Origin of the sequence: Pseudomonas fragi (assembly GCF_900105835.1) — a bacterium.
Classification (GTDB): Bacteria; Pseudomonadota; Gammaproteobacteria; order Pseudomonadales; family Pseudomonadaceae; genus Aquipseudomonas; species Aquipseudomonas fragi.
Genome location: NZ_LT629783.1, coordinates 2,118,776 through 2,139,033, shown reverse-complemented (window position 1 = coordinate 2,139,033; position 20,258 = coordinate 2,118,776). Strand labels below are relative to the sequence as shown.

Annotated in this window: 15 protein-coding genes; 10 read left to right on the top strand and 5 right to left on the bottom strand. The window is 59.8% G+C overall.

The features are described 5' to 3' along the window. Positions 1-13: 13 nt before the first annotated feature. The 4 genes from BLU25_RS09740 to BLU25_RS09725 all read right to left on the bottom strand — a co-directional run bounded on the left by BLU25_RS09740 (position 14) and on the right by BLU25_RS09725 (position 5,426). Positions 14-2,860, bottom strand: a complete 2,847-nt coding sequence (locus BLU25_RS09740; RefSeq protein WP_016781889.1) for a valine--tRNA ligase — start codon at positions 2,858-2,860, stop codon at positions 14-16. A gap of 172 nt (positions 2,861-3,032) precedes the next feature. Next, a complete protein-coding gene (locus BLU25_RS09735) occupies positions 3,033-3,416 on the bottom strand; it encodes a hypothetical protein (protein WP_016781890.1) in 384 nt (127 codons plus the stop codon). Between the two features lie 7 nt (positions 3,417-3,423). Continuing rightward, entirely contained in the window at positions 3,424-3,876 is a 453-nt protein-coding gene (locus BLU25_RS09730) for a DNA polymerase III subunit chi (RefSeq protein ID WP_016781891.1), read from the bottom strand. A 59-nt stretch (positions 3,877-3,935) separates the two neighbouring features. Continuing rightward, positions 3,936-5,426: a leucyl aminopeptidase gene (locus BLU25_RS09725; protein ID WP_016781892.1), complete on the bottom strand. Its 1,491-nt coding sequence runs from the start codon at positions 5,424-5,426 to the stop codon at positions 3,936-3,938. A gap of 309 nt (positions 5,427-5,735) precedes the next feature. Between BLU25_RS09725 and lptF the strand changes: the two genes are divergently transcribed. The 8 genes from lptF (at position 5,736) to pdxJ (ending at position 14,141) form a co-directional block, all read left to right on the top strand. Beyond that, positions 5,736-6,854, top strand: a complete 1,119-nt coding sequence (gene lptF, locus BLU25_RS09720; protein ID WP_016781893.1) for an LPS export ABC transporter permease LptF — start codon at positions 5,736-5,738, stop codon at positions 6,852-6,854. Further along, entirely contained in the window at positions 6,847-7,908 is a 1,062-nt protein-coding gene (lptG, locus tag BLU25_RS09715; RefSeq protein ID WP_016781894.1) for an LPS export ABC transporter permease LptG, read from the top strand. Before lptF ends, lptG begins: the two co-directional genes overlap by 8 nt. A gap of 161 nt (positions 7,909-8,069) precedes the next feature. Further along, positions 8,070-9,869, top strand: coding sequence for a translation elongation factor 4 (gene lepA / locus BLU25_RS09710; protein WP_016781895.1), 1,800 nt, complete (start codon positions 8,070-8,072; stop codon positions 9,867-9,869). 5 nt (positions 9,870-9,874) lie between these two features. Continuing rightward, positions 9,875-10,729 carry a signal peptidase I gene (gene lepB / locus BLU25_RS09705; protein ID WP_016781896.1) on the top strand — a complete coding sequence of 285 codons (855 nt, stop codon included), beginning with the start codon at positions 9,875-9,877 and terminating at the stop codon, positions 10,727-10,729. 218 nt (positions 10,730-10,947) lie between these two features. Then, positions 10,948-11,637, top strand: coding sequence for a ribonuclease III (gene rnc, locus BLU25_RS09700; RefSeq protein ID WP_029611545.1), 690 nt, complete (start codon positions 10,948-10,950; stop codon positions 11,635-11,637). Then, complete coding sequence (era, locus tag BLU25_RS09695) at positions 11,630-12,532, top strand: GTPase Era (RefSeq protein ID WP_016781898.1); 903 nt, start codon at positions 11,630-11,632, stop codon at positions 12,530-12,532. Before rnc ends, era begins: the two co-directional genes overlap by 8 nt. Positions 12,533-12,657: 125 nt before the next feature. After that, a complete protein-coding gene (gene recO, locus BLU25_RS09690; RefSeq protein WP_016781899.1) occupies positions 12,658-13,347 on the top strand; it encodes a DNA repair protein RecO in 690 nt (229 codons plus the stop codon). A 50-nt stretch (positions 13,348-13,397) separates the two neighbouring features. After that, entirely contained in the window at positions 13,398-14,141 is a 744-nt protein-coding gene (gene pdxJ / locus BLU25_RS09685) for a pyridoxine 5'-phosphate synthase (RefSeq protein WP_016781900.1), read from the top strand. A 131-nt stretch (positions 14,142-14,272) separates the two neighbouring features. Here the strand turns inward: pdxJ and mltF are convergent, their stop codons facing one another. Next, on the bottom strand, positions 14,273-15,730 hold the full coding sequence (gene mltF / locus BLU25_RS09680) for a membrane-bound lytic murein transglycosylase MltF (protein WP_029611546.1): 1,458 nt from the start codon (positions 15,728-15,730) through the stop codon (positions 14,273-14,275). 285 nt (positions 15,731-16,015) lie between these two features. Between mltF and purL the strand changes: the two genes are divergently transcribed. Both purL and BLU25_RS09670 read left to right on the top strand, forming a co-directional pair. Beyond that, positions 16,016-19,912, top strand: coding sequence for a phosphoribosylformylglycinamidine synthase (gene purL, locus BLU25_RS09675; protein WP_083369619.1), 3,897 nt, complete (start codon positions 16,016-16,018; stop codon positions 19,910-19,912). A 4-nt stretch (positions 19,913-19,916) separates the two neighbouring features. Next, positions 19,917-20,228 carry a YqfO family protein gene (locus BLU25_RS09670; RefSeq protein ID WP_016781903.1) on the top strand — a complete coding sequence of 104 codons (312 nt, stop codon included), beginning with the start codon at positions 19,917-19,919 and terminating at the stop codon, positions 20,226-20,228. Positions 20,229-20,258: the final 30 nt, after the last annotated feature.

Sequence of the window (20,258 nt, the reverse complement as noted above, 5' to 3'; positions counted from 1 at the left end):
GTGCGCAGCGTTTTTACAGGCTGGAAATCCGCGCGTGCTGGTCTGCCAGTTTGCTCAAGGCCTGTTCGGCTTCGGCCAACTTGGCACGTTCTTTCTCGATGACTTCGGCCGGAGCCTTGTCAACGAACGCGGCATTCGACAATTTGCCGCCTACTCGCGCCACTTCGCCGTTCAGGCGCTGGATTTCCTTGTCCAGACGCGCCAGCTCTGCATCTTTGTCGATCAGGCCAGCCATCGGCACCAGCACTTCCATCTCGCCAACCAGAGCGGTGGCAGACAGAGGGGCTTCGGCACCGTCTTGCAGCACGGTGATCGATTCGAGTTTAGCCAGCTTTTTGAGCAAAGCATCGTTCTCGGTCAAACGGCGCTGGTCTTCGCTGCTGACGTTTTTCAGGTACAGCTGCAACGGCTTGCCCGGGCCGATGTTCATTTCACCACGGATGTTGCGCGTGCCGAGCATCAGGCCCTTGAGCCATTCGATATCGTCTTCGGCGGCCTGGTCGATGCGCGCCTCGTTCGGTACCGGCCACGGCTGCAGCATGATGGTCTTGCCTTCAACGCCGGCCAGCGGCGCGATGCGCTGCCAGATTTCTTCGGTGATGAACGGCATGAACGGATGCGCCAGGCGCAGGGCCACTTCCAGTACACGCACCAGCGTGCGGCGGGTGCCGCGCTGACGCTCTACCGGGGCGTTTTCGTCCCACAGCACAGGCTTGGACAGCTCCAGGTACCAGTCGCAGTACTGGTTCCAGATGAACTCGTACAACGCTTGTGCCGCCAGGTCAAAACGGAACTGGTCGAGGTGACGGGTCACTTCGGCTTCGGTGCGTTGCAACTGCGAGATGATCCAGCGGTCAGCCAGGGACAGTTCGTAGGCTTCGCCGTTCTGGCCGCAGTCTTCGCCCTTGTCCAGCACATAGCGTGCGGCGTTCCAGATCTTGTTGCAGAAGTTGCGATAGCCTTCGACGCGGCCCATGTCGAACTTGATGTCACGACCGGTGGACGCCAGCGAGCAGAACGTGAAGCGCAGGGCGTCGGTGCCGTAGCTGGCGATGCCGTCGGCGAATTCGTCGCGGGTCTGCTTCTCGATTTTCTTCAGCAGTTTTGGCTGCATCAGGCCGGTGGTGCGTTTGGCCACCAGGTCTTCGAGTTCGATGCCGTCGATGATGTCCAGCGGGTCCAGGACGTTGCCCTTGGACTTGGACATCTTCTGGCCCTGACCGTCACGCACCAGACCGTGGACATACACGGTCTTGAACGGAACTTGCGGGGTGCCGTCTTCGTTTTTCACCAGGTGCATGGTGAGCATGATCATCCGGGCAACCCAGAAGAAAATGATGTCGAAACCGGTAACCAGCACGTCCGTGGAGTGGAAGGTTTTCAGTGCTTCGGTTTTTTCCGGCCAGCCCAGGGTGGAGAACGTCCACAGACCCGAACTGAACCAGGTGTCGAGCACGTCGTTATCCTGTTGCAGCGCAACGTCCGGGCCCAGGTTGTGCTTGGCGCGGACTTCGGCTTCGTCGCGGCCTACATAGACCTTGCCCGATTCGTCGTACCAGGCCGGAATGCGGTGGCCCCACCACAGCTGACGGCTGATGCACCAGTCCTGGATGTCGCGCATCCACGAGAAGTACATGTTTTCGTACTGTTTAGGCACGAACGCGATGCGGCCGTCTTCAACCGCAGCAATGGCAGGTTCTGCCAGAGGCTTGGTCGATACATACCACTGGTCGGTCAGCCACGGCTCGATCACTGTGCCGGAACGGTCGCCTTTAGGTACTTTCAGGGCGTGATCGTCAACGCTGACCAGCAGGCCGGCTTCGTCGAAATCAGCAACGATTTGCTTGCGCGCCTCGAAGCGGTCCAGGCCTGCGTACTTGGCTGGCAGGGTACCGTCGATGGACTCGTTGAGCGTGCCGTCGAGGTTGAACACCTGGGCTGCAGGCAGCACCGCGGCGTTTTTGTCGAAGATGTTGAGCAGCGGCAGGTTGTGGCGCTTGCCGACTTCGTAGTCGTTGAAATCGTGGGCCGGGGTGATTTTCACGCAGCCGGTGCCGAATTCAGGGTCGCAGTAGTCGTCCGCGATGATCGGGATGCGGCGGCCCACCAGTGGCAGCTCGACGAACTTGCCGATCAGGGCCTTGTAGCGCTCGTCTTCCGGGTTAACGGCTACGGCGGCGTCGCCCAGCATGGTTTCCGGACGAGTGGTGGCAACCACCAGGTAGTCCAGGCCTTCGGCGGTTTTGGCGCCGTCTGCCAGCGGGTAGCGCAGGTTCCACAGGAAGCCTTTCTCGTCGTGGTTTTCCACTTCAAGGTCGGAAATTGCGGTGTGCAGCTTGGTGTCCCAGTTGACCAGGCGCTTGCCACGGTAGATCAGGCCGTCTTCGTGCAGGCGCACAAAAGCTTCTTTCACGGCTTCGGACAGGCCGTCGTCCATGGTGAAGCGCTCGCGGCTCCAGTCTACGGACGAGCCAAGGCGACGGATCTGACGGCTGATATTGCCACCGGACTGGTCTTTCCACTCCCAGATCTTGTCGAGGAATTTTTCGCGACCCAGGTCGTGGCGGTTCAGACCCTGTGCTTCGATCTGACGCTCAACCAGCATCTGGGTGGCGATACCGGCGTGGTCGGTGCCCGGCTGCCACAGGGTGTTGCGACCCTGCATGCGGCGGAAACGGATCAGGGCGTCCATGATCGCGTTGTTGAAACCGTGCCCCATGTGCAGGCTGCCGGTGACGTTCGGCGGCGGGATCATGATGGTGTACGGGTCGCCCGCGCCTTGCGGGGCAAAATAATTCTCTTCTTCCCAGGTTTTGTACCAGGAAGTTTCAATGGCGTGCGGCTGGTAGGTCTTATCCATGCGCGGCGGGACCCTATTGGCATTAATTCAGGAAAGCCGACAAGTATAGCGGGGTGGGACTGCGCGGGGAACCTATTGCTGTTGTGGGAGCGGGCTTGCTCGCGATACGGGCAACGCGGTGCATCTGGTTCATCAAGGCGCTGCAATCGCGAGCAAGCCCGCTCCCGCAGGGTCAGCTTTGATGCTGTGCGAGCAACCGCTCCATATGGGCATCGAGGCGGCGCTTGATCTCGGTTTCAATATGCGGGGCGAAGTCGTTGATCACGTCCTGCATGATGGCCTGGGCCGCGGTGCGCAGCTCTCTGTCCAGATGTACCAGCAGGGCGTCGGGAGCTTTTTCTGCCACGGGTGCAGGGGCGATGCCGACCAGCGGTATTTGCGCAGGCTCGGGTTCTTCGCTGATGACTTCGGACAACAGCGGTATCTGCGTGTCTTCGCCGCCCACCATCTCCGTCAGCAGCGGCGGTTGCAGGCCCTCATCGCCAAGCAGCTTGCGAATGGACTCAAGGTCGTCAAGCAGGTGTGCAGCTTTTTGCGGCGAATTGGAAGTGTCCATCGTGGGCTCAGAGTCGTTGCAGCTTGTGGTCTTGCAGAGGATAGCCCTGTTCGCGGTAGAAGCGGAAACTCTCCCGCGCGGCCAGCCGCACGGCAGGGTCTTCGACCACGACTTCGGCCACACGGGCGAAGCGTTTGAAAAATTCGGGGACCTTGAGGTCCAGGTTGATCAGCAAGTCCTGATGGCTTGCGGGTGCATCGGTACAGCCCATGACGACGACGCCATCGGGTTGGTCTTCAGTGTTGCTGTGGGGCACGAAACTTTCGCCCTTGAAGCGCCACAGGCGTTCATCCAGGTCCTGGCGCTGGGCGTTGTCAGTGCAGTGCAGGTACACGCGATGGCCCAGGCGCCAGGCCTTTTCGGTGAGCTTGCAGGCAAAATCCAGCCGCGCAGACGGCTCGGCGCTGGGCAGGATATAAAAGTCGATCTTGGTGAGCTCTGTATCGGGTGCTGGGGTCATTGCGGTTCCTGAATCGGGACTGCGCCGCCGTCAGACGGCGCAGCCTTCGATTGTCAGTTTCAAGCGTTGGCGCGATCGAGCAGGTACTGGGTCAACAGGGGCACAGGGCGGCCACTGGCGCCCTTGTCCTTGCCGCCGCTGACCCATGCGGTGCCGGCGATGTCCAGATGCGCCCAGTGGTAGGCCTTGGCGAAACGCGACAGGAAGCAGCCAGCAGTGATGGCGCCGCCTTTAGGCCCGCCAATGTTGGCCATGTCGGCGAACGGGCTGTCCAGTTGCTCCTGGTATTCGTCGAACAATGGCAGCTGCCAGGCGCGGTCGTCGGCTTGCTTGCCGGCTTCCAGCAACTGGTTGATCAACTCGTCGTTGTTACCCATCAGGCCCGAGGTGTGGGCACCCAGGGCAACCATGCAGGCACCGGTCAGGGTGGCGATGTCGATTACGGCCTGAGGCTTGAAGCGCTCGGCGTAGGTCAGGGCATCGCACAGCACCAGGCGGCCTTCGGCGTCGGTGTTGAGGATTTCGACCGTCTGGCCGCTCATGGTGGTGACGATATCGCCCGGACGGGCCGCGCCGCCGCTTGGCATGTTTTCGGCGCAGGCCAGGATGCACACCAGGTTGATCGGCAGTTTCAGCTCGAGTACGGCGCGCAGGGTGCCGAACACGCTGGCCGCACCGCCCATGTCGTACTTCATTTCATCCATGCCGGCGCCCGGCTTGAGGCTGATGCCACCGGTGTCGAAGGTGATGCCCTTGCCGACCAGCACGAACGGTTTTTCGGATTTCTTGCCGCCGGCGTAGTTCATCACGATCAGGCGTGGCGGCTGGTCGCTGCCCTGGCCCACGGCGTAGAACGCGCCCATGCCCAGATCCTTGATTTTCTTCTCGTCAAGAATCTCGACCTTCAGGCCCTTGAATTCCTTGCCCAGGTCCTTGGCCTGCTCGGCCAGGAAGACCGGGTGGCAGATGTTCGGCGGCAGGTTGCCCAGGTCACGGGTGAATGCCATGCCCGCAGCGATGGCCTGGGCGTGGGTCACTGCGCGTTGAACTTCAGCCTGGGCGGCCTTGATGGTCAGCAGGGTGATTTTTTTCAGGGCGCGAGGTTCGGCTTTCTGGCTTTTGAAGCGGTCGAAGCTGTATTCGCCGTCGATCAGGGTTTCGGCCAGCAGGCGGGTCTTGCTGTAGCTGTCGCGACCCTTGACCACCAGTTCGTCCAGTGCCAGCACGGCATCGCTGCCGCCCAGGCCCTTGAGCACGCTCAGGGCGGCGCTGATGATTTTACGGAACGGGCGGTCGCCCAGTTCTTCATCCTTGCCGGTGCCCAGCAGCAGCACGCGTTCGGCCTTGAGGTTGGGCAAGCTGTGCAGCAGCAGGCTCTGGCCGGTCTTGCCGGCAAGGTCGCCGCGCTTGAGTACAGCGCTGATGGCGCCGCCCGTCAGCTCATCGATGGCTTTGGCGCTGGCGCCCAACTTGCGGCCTTCGCCGATGGCGACCACCAGGGTGGCGGTTTTCAACGTTTCCGGGCTAACGCTTTTTACAACCAGTTCCATGTCGGGGTCCCTGAATCAAATGGTCAACATGCGCACAAACAGTACTGTTCGTTTGCCAGATAGAAGAAGCGCTTCACCTGTGTTCAAGGCGGGCGTCAAGGCGGGCAGTTTGAACCCCGTCGCAGGAGCCTGACAACCCCGCTATAACTACAACTTGGCACTTTCGAGACTGCGCAGTGACAGGGGCGGCCATTCACAGGATAATGCGCCATCTTTTTAGACGGCCCGTCTCATCTATGATGAGGTATTGGCCGACTCGTTATGCTGCTTGTTTGGCCGCCTTAGCCTGACGACCCTGGAGTGTCTGGTTTGATCGTCTTCCGTTATCTGTCCCGCGAAGTCCTGCTTACATTGAGCGCTGTCAGCGCTGTGCTGCTGGTCATCATCATGAGCGGTCGTTTCATCAAATACCTGGCCCAGGCCGCCTCTGGCGCCCTGGATCCGGGCTCCTTGTTCCTGATCATGGGCTTTCGCCTGCCGGGCTTCATGCAGCTGATCCTGCCGCTGGGGCTATTCCTGGGCATTCTGCTGTCCTATGGGCGGCTGTACCTTGAAAGCGAGATGACCGTGCTGTCGGCCACCGGCATGAGTCGCCAGCGCCTGCTGGCCATTACCATGGCACCGGCTGCGCTGGTGGCGCTGATCGTGGCGTGGCTCAGCCTGAGCCTGGCCCCGCAGGGCAACAATGAGTTTCAGCTGCTGCTCAACAAGCAGGATGCCCTGACCGAGTTCGATACCCTGGAAGCCGGGCGTTTCCAGTCGTTGAGTGACGGTACGCGGGTGACCTACACCGAGGAGCTGAGCAATGACCGCTCGCTCTTGTCCGGGGTGTTCATCACCCAGAAAAAACTCGGTGAGGAAGCCAAGGACCGCAGCATTTCCGTGCTGCTGGCCGAGAAGGGCCGCCAGGAGGTGCGTCCTGACGGCAGCCGCTGGCTGGTGCTGGACAATGGCTATCGTTATGACGGCAACCCGGGGCAGGCCGACTATCGGGCGATCAAGTACGAAACCTACGGTGTGTTGCTGCCCAAGCCTGAAGTCAGCAATGAAGTAACAGACCGCGATGCAATACCTACCGTGGACCTCCTCGGCAGCTCGGACCCTCGTGTGGTCGCCGAATTGCATTGGCGCATTGCCTTCCCTGTGCTGGTGTTTATCGTCACCTTGATCGCGGTGCCGTTGTCGCGAGTCAACCCGCGTCAGGGGCGCTTCCTCAAGTTGTTGCCGGCCATTCTGCTTTATATGAGCTACCTGAGCATGCTGACCTGGGGCAAGGGGCTTCTTCAGGATGGCAAGATCCCGCTGGGGCTGGGCCTGTGGTGGGTGCATGGGTTGTTCCTGGTCATTGGCCTGGGGCTGATGTACTGGGAGCCGCTGCGCTTGAAGCTGGCTAGTCGCCGTAGTGCCGAGGAGATGGCCCGTGGTTAAGCTCGATCGCTACATTGGTAGCAGTGTGTTGTTGGCGATCCTGGCTGTGCTGGGGATCATTCTCGGCCTGGCCCTGCTGTTTGCCGTGATCGATGAGATGCGCAGCCTCAGCAGCAGCTACACGGTTCTGGATGTGTTCAGTTTTGTCATGCTGACCGCGCCGCGGCGCATGTATGAAATGTTGCCGATGGCGGCGCTGATTGGTTGTCTTATCGGTTTGGGTGGTCTGGCCAGCAACAGCGAGCTGACCATCATGCGTGCCGCCGGTGTGTCCCTGGGGCGTATCGTCTGGGCCGTGATGAAGCCGATGCTGGTGCTGATGGTGGTGGGTGTGCTGATTGGCGAGTATGTGGTGCCTGCCACTGAAAGCATGGCCCAGGCCAACCGTGCGCTGGCGCAGGGCAGTGGTGATTCGCAGAGCTCCAAGCATGGCTTGTGGCATCGCCAGGGCGACGAGTTCATTCATATCAACGCGGTTCAGCCCGGCGGGCTGCTCTATGGCGTCACCCGTTATCGCTTCGACAAAGACCACCAGATGCAGTCGGCAAGCTTTGCCAAAAAGGCCCAGTACGACCAGGGCAACTGGCAGTTGAGCGATGTGAGTACCACCCTTTTTCACGGTGACAGCACCGAAGTGGTCAAGGCACCTGAAGAAAAATGGGACGTGTCGTTGAGCCCGCAATTGCTCAATACCGTGGTCATGGCCCCCGAGTCGCTGTCGATTGCCGGGTTGTGGAGCTATATCCACTACCTCAAGGACCAGGGCCTGAATAATGGCCGCTACTGGCTGGCTTTTTGGGTCAAGGTGTTGCAGCCACTGGTCACCGCTGCGCTGGTGTTGATGGCCATATCTTTCATCTTCGGCCCGTTGCGCTCTGTTACCCTTGGTCAGCGGGTGTTTACCGGGGTTCTGGTGGGGTTTACCTTCAAGATCGCCCAGGACCTGCTGGGGCCATTGAGCCTGGTGTTCGGCTTCTCGCCGTTGTTTGCGGTGCTGCTGCCGGCTTCCATCTGTGCCGTGGCCGGCATCTGGTTGTTGCGCCGGGCGGGTTGAGTAGCGGTCATTGAGTCAATCAAGAGCCTCTATCTCGCGATAGGGGCTTTTTTGTGGGTGCCCATTGGCCTGTGAACGTGACGCTTGGCGCGATGTTCAGGTACAATTCCCGGCTATTTTTCGGCGGGCAGTCTGCCTGCGACTTTTTTGAGTGTTGACCCGTGAGTGATCTGAGTCATATCCGCAATTTCTCCATCATCGCCCACATTGACCATGGCAAGTCGACGCTGGCCGATCGTTTTATCCAGATGTGCGGTGGCCTGACTGCCCGCGAAATGGAAGCCCAGGTACTGGACTCCATGGACCTCGAGCGTGAGCGCGGGATCACCATCAAGGCCCACAGCGTCACCTTGTATTACACGGCCAAAGACGGCAAAACCTACCAGTTGAACTTCATTGACACCCCGGGCCACGTTGACTTCACCTACGAAGTCAGTCGCTCCCTGGCGGCCTGTGAAGGTGCCTTGCTGGTGGTCGATGCGGGGCAGGGCGTAGAAGCCCAGTCCGTAGCCAACTGCTACACCGCGATCGAGCAGGGCCTGGAAGTGATGCCGGTTCTGAACAAGATCGACCTGCCACAGGCCGATCCTGATCGTGTTAAAGAAGAGATCGAAAAAATCATTGGCATCGACGCCACTGATGCCGTGACCTGCAGCGCCAAGACCGGCCTGGGCGTGGACGAGGTGCTTGAGCGCCTGGTACACACCATTCCTGCGCCGACCGGCAATATCGAAGACCCGCTGCAAGCGTTGATCATCGACTCCTGGTTCGACAACTACTTGGGCGTTGTGTCCCTGGTTCGCGTGCGCCACGGCCGCGTGAAAAAGGGCGACAAGATTCTGGTCAAGTCCACCGGCAAGATCCACCTGGTGGACAGCGTCGGTGTATTCAACCCGAAACACACCGCCACTGCCGACCTGAAAGCCGGTGAAGTAGGTTTCATCATCGCCGGTATCAAGGACATTCACGGTGCGCCAGTGGGCGATACCCTGACCTTGAGCACGACGCCGGATGTTGATGTACTGCCCGGTTTCAAGCGTATTCAGCCTCAGGTGTATGCGGGTCTGTTCCCGGTCAGCTCCGATGACTTCGAAGACTTCCGTGACGCGCTGCAAAAGCTGACACTGAACGACTCTTCGCTGCAATACACGCCAGAAAGCTCTGACGCACTGGGCTTCGGCTTCCGTTGCGGCTTCCTCGGCATGTTGCACATGGAGATCATTCAGGAGCGCCTGGAGCGCGAGTACAACCTGGACCTGATCACCACCGCGCCAACCGTAATTTTTGAGTTGCTGCTCAAGACCGGTGAAACGATTTACGTCGACAACCCGTCCAAGCTGCCAGATCTTTCCATGATTGAAGACATGCGCGAGCCAATCGTGCGTGCCAACATTCTTGTGCCTCAGGAGCACCTGGGTAACGTCATTACCCTGTGCATTGAAAAACGTGGCGTGCAGCACGACATGTTGTTCCTGGGCAGCCAGGTGCAAGTGACCTACGATTTGCCGATGAACGAAGTGGTTCTGGACTTCTTCGACCGTCTCAAATCCACCAGTCGCGGCTATGCTTCGCTCGATTACCACTTCGATCGTTACCAGTCAGCTAATCTGGTCAAGCTCGATGTGTTGATCAACGGTGACAAGGTAGATGCGCTGGCCCTGATCGTGCACAAGGAAAACGCGCACTACAAAGGTCGCCAGTTGACCGAGAAGATGAAAGAACTGATTCCGCGCCAGATGTTCGACGTCGCGATCCAGGCCGCCATTGGCGGGCAGATCATTGCACGGACCTCCGTCAAGGCTCTCAGAAAGAACGTACTGGCCAAATGCTACGGTGGTGACGTTAGCCGTAAGCGCAAGCTGTTGGAAAAGCAGAAAGCCGGTAAAAAACGCATGAAGCAAGTGGGCAACGTGGAAATTCCACAAGAAGCCTTCCTTGCAGTGCTCCGTTTGGATAGCTAGGTCCTATGTCACTAAATTTCCCGCTGTTGCTGGTCATTGCTGTTGCCGTGTGCGGTTTGCTGGCGCTGCTCGATGTGGTCTTCCTGGCTCCGCGCCGGCGCAAGGCCATTGCCAACTATCAAGCCAGCGTTACGCCGGTTGATATGCAGGTCGTCGAAAAGCTCAACAAGGAACCGCTGCTGGTTGAATACGGCAAGTCGTTCTTTCCGGTGTTGTTTATCGTGCTGGTGTTGCGTTCGTTTCTGGTTGAGCCGTTCCAGATTCCGTCCGGCTCGATGAAACCGACCCTGGATGTGGGCGACTTCATTTTGGTGAACAAATTTTCGTACGGGATCCGCTTGCCGGTACTCGACACGAAAATCATCGAAGTGGGTGATCCGAAGCGGGGCGATGTGATGGTGTTTCGCTACCCAAGCGATCCGACAGTCAACTACATCAAGCGTGTAGTTGGCCTGCCGGGCGACAAGATCCGCTACACCAGCGACAAGCATCTGTATGTCAACGACCAACTGGTTGCCGAGCAACTGGTCAAGGCCGAGCCTGGAACCCTGGGCAGTGCCGAGTTGTACAAAGAGAAGCTGGGCGAAGTCGAGCACATGATCCGCAAGGAAATGAGCCGCTATCGTGCGCCGCCTGACAAGGAGTGGACGGTTCCGGCCGGGCATTACTTCATGATGGGCGACAACCGCGACAATTCGAACGACAGCCGTTACTGGGATGATCCGAACATTCCCAAAGACGAGCTGGGCATGGTTCCCGACAAGAACATTGTCGGCAAGGCCTTCGCTGTTTGGATGAGCTGGCCGGAACCCAAGGCGAGCAACCTGCCGAACTTCTCGCGGGTTGGTCTGATCAAGTAGCCAAAACGGCGCTGTTTATAACAGCGCCGATTGCTTTTCAGGTGTGCGAAACAAGTCGCGCGCCTGAGTATTCAGGATGTGGATTTGAACAAAGCGTTAAGTGTGACGGCGGCGAACAGCCTGTTCCCTGTCCATTTGCTATGCGATAAACGAGCATCACTGATCCCTAATATCGGTCCGGTGGTGACATTCGGCCACGAACTCAGCGTGGGTAAATCGTGAGTTTTTCTTTAGAACGTTTAGAGCGTCAGCTCGGCTACACCTTCAAAGACCAGGAACTGATGGTTCTGGCCCTGACACACCGCAGTTTCGCGGGGCGCAATAACGAGCGCCTTGAGTTCCTGGGTGATGCCATTCTCAATTTTGTTGCCGGCGAAGCCTTGTTTGACCGCTTCCCGCTGGCACGTGAAGGCCAGTTGTCACGCTTGCGTGCCCGCCTGGTCAAAGGCGAAACCCTGGCAGTACTGGCGCGAGGCTTTGAGCTGGGCGAGTACTTGCGTCTGGGTTCGGGCGAGCTGAAAAGCGGTGGTTTTCGCCGCGAATCGATCCTGGCAGACGCCCTTGAAGCGCTGATCGGCGCCATTTACCTGGACGCTGGCATGGAAGTCGCCCGCGACCGCGTACTGGCCTGGCTGGCCAGCGAGTTCGAGACGCTGACCCTGGTCGATACCAACAAAGATCCAAAGACCCGCCTGCAGGAGTTCCTGCAGTCGCGTGCCTGCGACCTGCCACGTTACGAAGTGGTGGATATCCAGGGCGAACCGCATTGCCGCACCTTCTTTGTCGAGTGCGAGATTGCCTTATTGAATGAAAAAAGCCGGGGACAGGGCGTGAGCCGTCGCATTGCCGAACAGGTAGCGGCCGCCGCAGCACTGATTGCCCTTGGCGTGGAGAATGGCCATGACTGATACAACCGCAACTCGCTGTGGCTACGTTGCCATTGTTGGTCGTCCAAACGTGGGTAAATCCACGCTGCTGAACCATATCCTGGGTCAAAAGCTGGCGATCACCTCGCGCAAGCCCCAGACCACCCGCCACAACATGCTGGGCATCAAGACCGAAGGCAACGTGCAAGCGGTCTACGTCGATACCCCGGGCATGCACAAGGGCGGCGAAAAGGCCCTGAACCGCTACATGAACAAAACCGCTTCGGCGGCGTTGAAAGACGTCGACGTGGTGATCTTCGTTGTTGACCGCACCAAGTGGACCGACGAAGACCAGATGGTGCTGGAGCGCGTGCAGTACGTAACCGGCCCGCTGATCGTGGCGCTGAACAAGACCGATCGCATCGAAGACAAGGCCGAGCTGATGCCGCACCTGAGCTGGCTTCAGGAGCAACTGCCGAACGCCCAGATCATCCCGATCTCTGCCCAGCATGGTCATAACCTTGAAGCGCTGGAGCGCGTGATCGCCGATCACCTGCCGGAAAACGAGCACTTCTTCCCGGAAGACCAGATTACCGACCGCAGCAGCCGCTTCCTGGCCGCCGAACTGGTTCGCGAAAAGATCATGCGCCAGATGGGTGCAGAGCTGCCGTACCAGATCACCGTCGAGATCGAAGAGTTCAAGCAGCAGGGCAAGACCCTGCATATCCACGCTTTGATCCTGGTTGAACGTGACGGTCAGAAAAAAATCATCATTGGCGACAAGGGCGAGCGTATCAAGCGCATCGGCACCGAAGCGCGCAAGGATATGGAGCTGCTGTTCGACTCCAAGATCATGCTTAACCTGTGGGTTAAAGTGAAAGGCGGCTGGTCCGACGACGAGCGTGCCCTGCGTTCGCTGGGCTACGGCGACCTGTAAACATCGTAGTACCCCTGTGGGAGCGGGCTTGCTCGCGATAGCATCAACTCGGTCTGTCTGAAGTTCCGGGTTGCCTGCATCGCGAGCAAGCCCGCTCCCACATTAGCCTTTGGTACACCAGACTCATGTCCAGCAACCCACCCGTCGCGCAACTCGCCTACGTCCTGCACAGTCGCCCCTACCGTGAAACCAGCGCGCTGGTGGACTTCATCACGCCTCAGGGGCGTCTGCGGGCGGTGTTGCGCAGTGCGCGGGGCAAGGCGGGGACGTTGGCACGGCCTTTCGTACCCCTGGAAATCGAATTTCGCGGTCGTGGCGAGCTGAAAAACGTCGGGCGCATGGAAAGTGCCGGGATTGCCACCTGGCTCAATGGCGAAGCGCTGTTCAGCGGTCTCTATCTCAATGAGTTGCTGATTCGGCTACTGCCTGCCGAAGACCCCCATCCTGCAGTGTTTGACCACTATGCCGCGACACTGGTGGCGCTGGCTGAAGGGCGTCCGCTGGAGCCATTGCTGCGCGCATTCGAGTGGCGCTTGCTGGACGACCTGGGTTATGGCTTTTCACTAACGCAGGATATTCAGGGCGAACCGGTAGCGGCTGATGGCATGTATCGCCTGCAGGTGGATGCCGGCCTTGAGCGCATTTACCTGGTACAGCCCGGGCTGTTTCATGGCGCCGAGTTGCAGGCGATGGCCGAGGCTGACTGGACCGTTCCGGGCGCCTTGTCGGCAGCCAAGCGCCTGATGCGTCAGGCATTGGCCGTTCATTTGGCTGGCAAGCCGCTGGCCAGTCGTGAGTTGTTTCGCAAGCCCTGAATAGACCGGTATGCTGTGCGCCGAATCGTCAACTCTTCAGGAGAGCCCCCGTGACCCAAAGCAATCGCATTCTTCTCGGCGTCAACATCGACCACGTAGCCACACTGCGTCAGGCGCGCGGCACGCGCTACCCTGATCCGGTCAAGGCGGCGCTGGATGCAGAAGAGGCGGGCGCCGACGGCATTACCGTGCACCTGCGCGAAGACCGCCGGCATATCCAGGAGCGTGATGTGTTGCTGCTCAAGGACGTGCTGCAAACGCGCATGAACTTCGAAATGGGCGTTACCGAAGAAATGATGGTGTTTGCTGAGTGTATTCGCCCGGCGCATATCTGCCTGGTGCCTGAAACCCGTCAGGAACTGACCACTGAAGGCGGTCTGGATGTTGCCGGGCAAGAAGCGCGGATCAAGGCGGCGGTCGAGCGGCTGAGCAGGATTGGCTGTGAAGTGTCGCTGTTTATCGATGCCGATGAGCGTCAGATCGAAGCTTCAAAACGCGTTGGCGCGCCAGCGATCGAGCTGCACACGGGCCGTTATGCCGATGCACAGACTCCGACCGAAGTCGCCGAAGAATTGCAGCGTGTCGCCGATGGCGTAGCGTTTGGCCTGGCTCAAGGGCTGATCGTCAATGCCGGCCACGGTTTGCATTACCACAACGTGGAAGCGGTAGCGGCCATCAAGGGGATTAACGAGTTGAACATTGGCCATGCGCTGGTGGCGCATGCGTTGTTCGTGGGCTTCAAGTCGGCTGTTGCCGAGATGAAGGCGCTGATCGTGGCGGCCGCGAAAGACTAAAACCTGAGGGCCGGATCCTGGACCCCTGTGGGAGCGGGCTTGCTCGCGATGCGGGCGGCAGGTTTTACCTGTAAGACCATGCTGGGGCAATCGCGAGCAAGCCCGCTCCCACAACAGGCTCGCTCCCTCAGCTAAAGCTGCGGCTCTTCCTTGGGCTTGGTCTTGTCGATGCCGGGGATGTGCAGTTTGCTGTCCGCCGCCTGGTCGCCTTCAAGCTGCGGCTGCGTAGCCCAGGTCAGGATGTCGTAGTAACGACGGATGTTGGCCACAAAGTGCACCGGCTCGCCGCCGCGGGCGTAGCCATAGCGGGTTTTGCTGTACCACTGCTTCTGCGCAAGGCGAGGCAGCATTTTCTTTACGTCCAGCCACTTGTTCGGGTTCAGGCCTTCCTTCTTGGCCAGCTTGCGCGCGTCTTCAAGGTGACCGCCACCCACGTTGTAGGCCGCCAGTGCAAACCAGGTGCGATCCGGCTCTTGAATATCATCGTCCAGTTCGCTCTTGATCAGCGCCAGGTACTTGGCACCGCCCATGATGCTCTGCTTGGCATCCAGGCGGTTGGACACGCCCATCGCCTGTGCTGTGTTCTGGGTCAGCATCATCAGGCCGCGAACGCCGGTTTTTGACGTTACTGCAGGTTGCCACAGGGATTCTTGATAGCCCATTGCCGCCAGCAGGCGCCAGTCGATCTGCTCTTTCTTGGCCGCGTCCTTGAAGAACTTTTCGTACTTGGGCAAGCGTTGCTGCAGGTGCTGGGCGAATGTGTAGGCGCCGACGTAGCCAAGTACGTCGACATGCCCGTAATAACGGTCCTTGAGACGTTGCAGGGTGCCGTTCTTTTCAACCTTGTCCAGGTAGGCGTTGATCTCGTTAAGCAGGCTGTTGTCTTCACCTGCCGCCACCGCCCAGCGCTGGCTGCGCGCATCGCCCAGGTCAAAGGCCACGCGCACGTTGGGGAAGTACACCTGGTTCATCGCCACTTCGTTGGAGTCGACCAGCGTGAGGTCAATCTGGCCTTCATCGACCATGCGCAGCAAGTCGACCACTTCAACGGCGTCGGATTCGTCGTACTCGATCCCGGGATACTGCTTTTTCAGCTCGGCCAGTTGCTCGGCATGGGAGCTGCCCTTGAGCACGGTGATGCGCTTGCCCACCAGGTCAGCGGCAGAGGTCGGCCGCGACTGGCCATTGCGATAGATGATCTGCGGCGTGACTTCGAGGTAGGGGTGGGAAAATCGGGCTTGTTGCAGGCGCTTCTCGCTGCTGACCAGGCCGGCAGCAGCCAGAACCGGGCCGTCAGGCTGGCCCAGCTGGTTGAACATGTCGTCCAGGTTGTCGGCGGTTTCGATCTTGAGCTCGACCCCCAGATCATCGGCAAAGCGTTTCACCAGCTCGTATTCGAAGCCGGTTTCACCGTTGCGATCCTCGAAGTAGGTCGCGGGGCTGTTACGGGTAATCACCCGCAGTACCCCATCCTCCTTTACGCGCTCCAGGGTGCTGGGTTTTTCAACGCAGGCACTGAGCATCAGGAAGAGTCCGGTTGCGAGCAGCCATTTGGCGCAGCGCGGGCGGATATCAGTTAGAGAAAACATCCGCGCAGTATACGCAAAGCAGCGCGGGTGCCATATCTCGACAATTTTCAGTCATTCTGATATTGACCGCGAAAATCGCTGAAACCCTTGTGGAATGGGGGGTGGATCGCTCTTTAAAGATCATAAACAACCATGCGCCAAGCGGCTGATAGCCATAAAGAATAAGGCTTTGGTCGATTAGTCGCGTTTGGTATGCGTCTGGTGTGCCGTTTCGGGTGCCGTTGGCGATGGTTTACGCTAGAATGCCGGGCCTCAAAGCATACCCCTCCCGAGGCTGTCCCGAAGATGTTGATCCTGCGCGGCGCTCCTGCCCTTTCTGCCTTTCGCCACAGCAAACTCCTTGCACAACTGAGCCTCAAGGTTCCGTCTGTCACGGGTTTGTATGCTGAATTCGCCCACTTTGCCGATACTACCGGCGAGCTGACCAGCGATGAACAGCAGGTACTGGCTCGTCTCCTGAAGTACGGCCCAAGCGTGCCGGTGCAAGAGCCGAGTGGCCGACTGTTCCTGGTGTTGCCGCGGTTTGGCACCATTTCTCCCTGGTCGAGCAAGGCCAGCGATATTGCCCGTAACTGTGGCCTGGCGAAAATCCAGCGCCTGGAACGCGGCATTGCATTCTATGTGGCTGGCCAGTTCAGCGACGCGGATGCCGAGCTGATCGCTGCTGCATTGCATGACCGCATGACGCAAATCGTGCTGGGTACCCTGGAGCAGGCTGCCGGTTTGTTCAGCCACGCCGAACCAAAGCCGCTGACAGCCATTGACGTACTGGGTGGCGGTCGCGCCGCGCTGGAAAAAGCCAACGTCGAGCTGGGCCTGGCCCTGGCCGAAGACGAAATCGACTATCTGGTCAATGCTTTCAACGGTCTGGGTCGCAACCCGCACGACATCGAACTGATGATGTTTGCCCAGGCCAACTCCGAGCATTGCCGCCACAAGATCTTCAACGCCAGTTGGGACATTGACGGCCAAAGCCAGGACAAGAGCCTGTTTGGCATGATCAAGAACACCTACGTGATGCACAGCGAAGGCGTTCTGTCTGCTTATAAGGACAATGCCTCGGTCATCGTCGGCAGTGTTGCCGGGCGTTTCTTCCCGGACCCTGAAACCCGCCAGTACGGTGCGGTGCAGGAGCCGGTGCACATCCTGATGAAGGTTGAAACCCACAACCACCCGACCGCCATTGCCCCGTTCCCGGGTGCGGCGACCGGTTCCGGTGGTGAGATCCGCGACGAAGGTGCAACCGGTCGTGGTGCCAAGCCAAAGGCCGGCCTGACCGGTTTCACCGTGTCCAACCTGCAGATCCCGGGCTTTGAACAGCCGTGGGAAGTGCCATACGGCAAGCCCGAGCGCATTGTGACCGCGCTGGACATCATGATCGAAGGCCCGCTGGGTGGTGCTGCATTCAACAACGAATTCGGTCGTCCGGCCCTGACCGGCTACTTCCGTACGTTCGAGCAGTCCATCACCACCCCGCGTGGCGAAGAAGTGCGTGGTTACCACAAGCCGATCATGTTGGCCGGCGGCATGGGCAACATCCGCGCCGAACACGTACAGAAAGCCGAAATCACCGTGGGCTCCAAGCTCATCGTGCTGGGCGGCCCGGCCATGCTGATCGGCCTGGGTGGCGGTGCAGCATCCTCGATGGCCACCGGCGCAAGCTCGGCTGACCTGGACTTCGCTTCGGTACAGCGCGAAAACCCGGAAATGGAACGCCGTTGCCAGGAAGTGATCGACCGTTGCTGGCAGCTGGGTGACAAGAACCCGATCAGCTTTATCCACGACGTGGGTGCCGGTGGCCTGTCCAACGCCTTCCCTGAGCTGGTGAACGACGGCGACCGTGGTGGTCGTTTCGAACTGCGCAACATTCCAAACGACGAGCCGGGCATGGCCCCGCACGAAATCTGGAGCAACGAATCCCAGGAGCGTTATGTTCTGGCCGTGGGCGTCGAAGATTTCGAGCGCTTCCAGGCGATCTGCGAGCGTGAGCGTTGCCCGTTTGCCGTTGTCGGTGAAGCCACTGCCGAACCGCAACTGACCGTGACCGACAGCCATTTCGGCAACAGCCCGGTGGACATGCCACTGGAAGTGCTGCTGGGCAAGGCCCCGCGCATGCACCGTTCGGCCGTTCGCGAAGAAGAGCTGGGCGATGACTTCGACCCTGCTGCGCTGAGCATCGGCGAGTGCGTCGAGCGCGTCCTGCATCACCCGGCCGTGGCCAGCAAAAGCTTCCTGATCACCATCGGCGACCGCACCATCACCGGTCTGGTTGCCCGCGACCAGATGGTTGGCCCGTGGCAGGTGCCTGTGGCTGACGTGGCTGTCACCGCAACCAGCTTCGACGTCTACACCGGCGAAGCCATGGCCATGGGCGAGCGTACCCCGCTGGCACTGCTGGATGCTCCGGCATCGGGCCGCATGGCCATTGGCGAAACCCTGACCAATATCGCCGCTTCGCGCATTGGCAAGATCAGCGACATCAAGCTGTCCGCCAACTGGATGTCCGCTGCCGGCCACCCGGGTGAAGACGCTCGTCTGTACGACACGGTCAAAGCTGTCGGCATGGAACTGTGCCCGGAGCTGGGCATCACCATCCCGGTGGGCAAGGACTCGATGTCGATGCAAACCCGCTGGAGCGAAGAGGGTGCGGACAAAACCGTGACCTCGCCGCTGTCGCTGGTAGTGACCGGTTTTGCCCCGGTGCTCGACATTCGCCAGACCCTGACCCCGGTACTGCGCATGGACAAGGGTCTGACCGATCTGATCCTGATCGACCTGGGCCGTGGCCAGAACCGTATGGGCGCCTCGATCCTGGCCCAGACCTACGGCAAGCTGGGCAAGCAGGCGCCTGACGTCGACGACGCAGAAGACCTCAAGGCCTTCTTCGCCGTGATCCAGGGCCTGAATGCTGATGGCCACCTGCTGGCTTACCACGACCGTTCCGACGGTGGTTTGCTCACCAGCGTGATGGAAATGGCGTTTTCCGGTCACTGCGGCCTGAACCTGACCCTCGACTGCCTCGCAGACAGCGCCAGCCAGCTTCCGGCCATCCTGTTCAACGAAGAACTGGGTGCCGTGATTCAGGTGCGTCAGGACGCGACCGCTGATGTGCTTGCACAGTTCAGCGCCGCAGGCCTGGGTGAGTGTGTCGACGTGATCGGCCAGCCGCTGAACAACAGCGAAGTCACCATCACCTTCAACGGTGAAAAAGTGTTTGCCGGTCAGCGTGGCGAGTTGCAGCGCCAGTGGGCTGAAACCAGCTTCCAGATCCAGCGCATGCGTGACAACGCGGACTGCGCGCAGCAAGAGTTCGATGTACTGCTCGAAGAAGACAACCCGGGCCTGACCGCCCAGTTGAGCTTTGACGTGAACGCCAATATCAGCGCGCCGTACATCAAGAAAGGCATTCGCCCGCAAGTGGCAGTTCTGCGTGAGCAGGGCGTCAACGGTCAGGTTGAAATGGCCGCGGCGTTTGACCGTGCCGGTTTCAATGCTATCGACGTACACATGAGCGACATTCTGGCCGGCCGTGTCGACCTGAACGAGTTCAAGGGTCTGGTTGCCTGCGGTGGTTTCTCCTACGGCGACGTGCTGGGTGCCGGTGAAGGCTGGGCCAAGTCGGCTCTGTTCAATACCCGTGCCCGCGATGCGTTCCAGAGCTTCTTCGAGCGCACTGACAGCTTCTCCCTGGGTGTGTGCAACGGTTGCCAGATGATGTCCAACCTGAGCGAACTGATCCCTGGCAGCGAGCTGTGGCCGCACTTTGTGCGTAACCGTTCCGAGCAGTTCGAAGCCCGCGTGGCAATGGTGCAGGTGCAGGAGTCGAACTCGATCTTCCTGCAGGGCATGGCCGGTTCGCGCATGCCGATCGCCATCGCTCACGGTGAAGGCCATGCCGAGTTCGCCAGCGAAGAAGCCATGTTGCAGGCGGACCTGTCCGGTGCAGTGGCACTGCGCTTCGTCGACAACCACGGCAAGGTCACGGAAAACTACCCGGCCAACCCGAACGGCTCGCCGCGCGGGATCACCGGCCTGACCAGCCGTGACGGCCGTGTGACCATCATGATGCCGCACCCGGAGCGGGTATTCCGCGCCGTGCAGAACTCGTGGCGCCCGGAAGAGTGGAGCGAAGACGCGCCGTGGTTGCGCATGTTCCGTAACGCTCGTGTGTGGGTCGATTAAGCGCATGTACAAGCTCAGCTTTTTCGTTCCCCCAAGCCATGTGGATGGGGTCAAGGATGCCGTATTCGCCGCCGGTGGCGGACGAATCGGCAGCTATGACCACTGCGCGTGGCAAACCATGGGTCAGGGCCAGTTTCGTGCGCTGGACGGCAGCCAGCCGTTTATCGGGCAAACCGGTCAGGTCGAGTATGTGGGGGAATGGAAGGTTGAACTGGTCGTTGCCGATGATCTGATTCAGGCCGTGGTGGCTGCGCTCAAGCTCAGCCACCCGTATGAAACGCCCGCGTACGAAGTGTGGCAACTGGCTGATATCTAGCCACAAGGCACATAAAAAACCCGCTGAACC